The sequence below is a fragment of the Fundidesulfovibrio sp. genome (assembly GCF_058402725.1).
In genome coordinates this window covers 1-3,029 of record NZ_JBZVFJ010000253.1, presented here as the reverse complement: position 1 = coordinate 3,029, position 3,029 = coordinate 1, and the positions used below count along the sequence as shown (strand labels likewise).

Here is a 3,029-nt window from a genome sequence, read left to right as displayed (position 1 = left end):
CACGGCCAAGGGGCTGATCCTTCCGGCCATGATCGCCATCTACGTGCTCACCGGCACCCTGGACTTCGCCCACAACATCCAGTCGGGCGTGTTCCCCAACGGCGTGCACGGCGTGCTGGCCACCATCCTCTACGCCTGCTGCGTCCTGGGCTTCGCCAAGAATGGCATCATGCCCTTCCACAACTGGCTGCCCGGGGCCATGGTGGCCCCCACCCCCGTCTCGGCCCTGCTGCACGCCGTGGCCGTGGTGAAGGTGGGCGTGTTCTGCACCGCGCGCGTGATGCTCTTCACCTTCGGCACCGACCTCATGAAGCTTCTGGACGTAGGCTGGCCCACGGCCTACTTCGTCTCCTTCACCATCCTGGCGGCCTCCATCATCGCCCTCACCAAGGACAACCTCAAGGCGCGGCTGGCCTACTCCACCGTGAGCCAGCTCTCCTACATCATCCTGGGCGTGGCCCTGCTCACCGTGGACGGCATCCAGGGCGGCATCGTGCACATCGCCAACCACGCCTTCTCCAAGATCACGCTCTTCTTCTGCGCGGGCGCCATCTACGTGGCCACCCACAAGAAGTACATCTCCCAGATGGGCGGCCTGGGGCGCACCATGCCCTTCACCTTCGGCGCCTTCGCCGTGGCCTCGCTCTCCATGATCGGCGCGCCGCCGGTGGCGGGCTTCGTCACCAAGTGGAAGCTCCTGGTGGGGGCCATGGAGATGCCCGCCCACTCCCTGGGCATCCTGGTGGTGCTCCTGGCCAGCACGCTGCTCAACGTGGCCTACTTCGCGCCGGTCACCTACAAGGCCTTCTTCGGCAAACGCCCCGAGGGCGAGGCGTACACGGGCATACGCGAGGCCCCCCTGGCCATGGTGGCCCCCATCCTCATCGCGGCGGCCATCTCGGTCTACATCGGCATCTTCCCCGACTCTCTCATGCTCTTCGTGAAGGCGGTGACAGGATGATCGTCAGATTCATCGACTTCTTCCGCGACAGGCTGGGGACCACCATCCGCGCCTGCCTGGCCGTGCTGGCCCTCCTGGTGCTCTGGGACGCCCTCTTCGTCTCCAAGGAGCACGCCCACACCTTCATGGAGCGCATCCCGGGCTTCTGGGCCGTGTTCGGCTTCGTGGCCTGCGTGCTCATCATCGTGGTCTCCAAGTGGTTCGGCCACCTGGGCATCATGACCCGCGAGGACTACTACGATGACTGATCTCTGGATCCACCCCTCGCTGATTCTCCTGGCCGGGGCCGTCATCCTGCCGCTGTTGCCCAAGGCCTTCCGCAAGGTCTTCCTGGTGGCCGTGCCCGTGCTGGCCTTCGCTGACGTGCTCTCCATGCAGGGCAACTTCGGGGTGCACGGCGTGACGCGCTTCCTGGACTGGACGCTCACCTTCGGCCGCGTGGACGCCCTCTCCATGGTGTTCGCCTACATCATGACCCTCATGTGCGTGATCGGCACCATCTACGGCCTGCACGTGGAGGAGCCCGCCCAGCACTCGGCGGCGTGGGTCTACGTGGCGGGCTCCCTGGGCGTGATCTTCTGCGGCGACTACCTGGTGCTCTTCCTCTTCTGGGAGGTGATGGCCTTCTCCTCGGTGTTCCTGGTGTGGTTCCGGGGGCGCAAGGAATCGCTGGTCTCGGGCTACCGCTACCTGCTGGTGCACACCGCGGGCGGGCTGCTGCTCCTGGCGGGGCTGGTGCTGCGCTACCAGGCCACGGGGGGCGACATCTCCTTCGGCCCCATCGGCGTGGCTTCGCCCCAGCTCTACACCTGGCTGATCCTGGCGGGCTTCATCCTCAACGCCGCCGTGCCGCCCCTGCACGCCTGGCTGCCCGACGCCTACGGCGAGGCCACGGTGACGGGCTCCGTGTTCATGTGCGCCTTCACCACCAAGACGGCGGTCTACGCCCTGGCCAGGGGCTTCGCTGGCATGGAGATCCTGGTGCCCCTGGGCGTGTGCATGGCCCTCTACGGCGTGGTCTACGCGGTGCTGGAGAACGATTCGAGACGCCTGCTGGCCTACCACATCATCAGCCAGGTGGGGTACATGGTGGCGGGCGTGGGCATCGGCACGGAGCTGGCCATCAACGGGGCCTGCGCCCACGCCTTCGCCCACATCCTCTACAAGGGCCTGCTCTTCATGGGGTGCGGGGCCGTGCTGCACATGACCGGCAAGAGCAAGTTCACCGAACTGGGCGGGCTCTACAAGCGGATGCCGCGCACGTTCGTGTACACGCTCATCGGGGGGCTCTCCATCTCGGCCTTCCCGCTCTTCAGCGGCTTCGTCTCCAAGGCCATGATCGTGGCCGCCGGGTTCGAGGTGCACAACTACTGGGCGGCCTTCCTGCTCACCCTGGCCTCGGCGGGCACGTTCCTGCACACGGGCCTGAAGGTTCCGTACTTCATCTGGTTCGGCAAGAACAACTGCTCCGAGGAGACCTGGGAGCGAGCCAGCGACCCGCCCATGAACATGCAGGTGGGCATGATCCTGGCTTCCATCCTGTGCATCTTCATCGGCTGCTACACGCCCTACCTCTACAAGATGCTGCCCTTCCCGCAGGTGGCCCAGGCCTACGAGCCCTACACGGCCTACCACCTCTCGGAGACGCTGCAGATCCTGCTCTTCACGGCCCTGGGCTTCTTCCTGCTGCTCAAGAAGCTCACCCCCGAGCCCAAGATCAGCCTGGACCTGGACTGGTTCTACCGCATGGGCGGACGCGCCTTCTACTGGTTCGCCCGCAAGCCCGTGCAGTCGGCCGACGACGCCGTGAGCGAGGCCTGGGACCGCCAGGGCATCGTGCCGCTCATGAAGACGGCGCGCTACTGGTCCTGGTTCGACTGGCACGCCATCGACGGCGTGGTGGACGGCATCGCCCGCACCGTGCGGGAATACGGCGAGGCCCTGCGCACGTTCCAGAGCGGCAGGCTCCAGTTGAACATCATCGCCATGCTGGCCCTGGTGGCCCTGGCGCTGGCGCTCCTGGCCGCAGCCTGAGGATCCAAGGAGGATGCCGGGTATGGACTTTCTG

3 protein-coding genes are annotated in these 3,029 nt (G+C 66.2%); all 3 read left to right on the top strand.

Annotation, left to right across the window (positions count from 1 at the left end; genetic code table 11):
- Positions 1-961: proton-conducting transporter transmembrane domain-containing protein (locus ACV4UX_RS18275; protein WP_491594710.1), on the top strand; the 961-nt coding region annotated here is incomplete at its 5' end.
- A complete protein-coding gene (locus ACV4UX_RS18270) occupies positions 958-1,209 on the top strand; it encodes a hypothetical protein (RefSeq protein WP_491594709.1) in 252 nt (83 codons plus the stop codon). The genes ACV4UX_RS18275 and ACV4UX_RS18270, both read left to right, overlap by 4 nt.
- Positions 1,202-2,995, top strand: coding sequence for a Na(+)/H(+) antiporter subunit D (locus tag ACV4UX_RS18265; RefSeq protein ID WP_491594708.1), 1,794 nt, complete (start codon positions 1,202-1,204; stop codon positions 2,993-2,995). The genes ACV4UX_RS18270 and ACV4UX_RS18265 overlap by 8 nt, the downstream gene beginning before the upstream one ends.
- The last annotated feature ends 34 nt before the right edge of the window (positions 2,996-3,029 follow it).

What these genes read in the sequence shown, in the direction of transcription:
- ACV4UX_RS18270 (WP_491594709.1), top strand. Translation starts at nt 958, where the DNA reads ATGATCGTCAGATTCATCGACTTCTTCCGCGACAGGCTGGGGACCACC.
- ACV4UX_RS18265 (WP_491594708.1), top strand. Translation starts at nt 1,202, where the DNA reads ATGACTGATCTCTGGATCCACCCCTCGCTGATTCTCCTGGCCGGGGCC.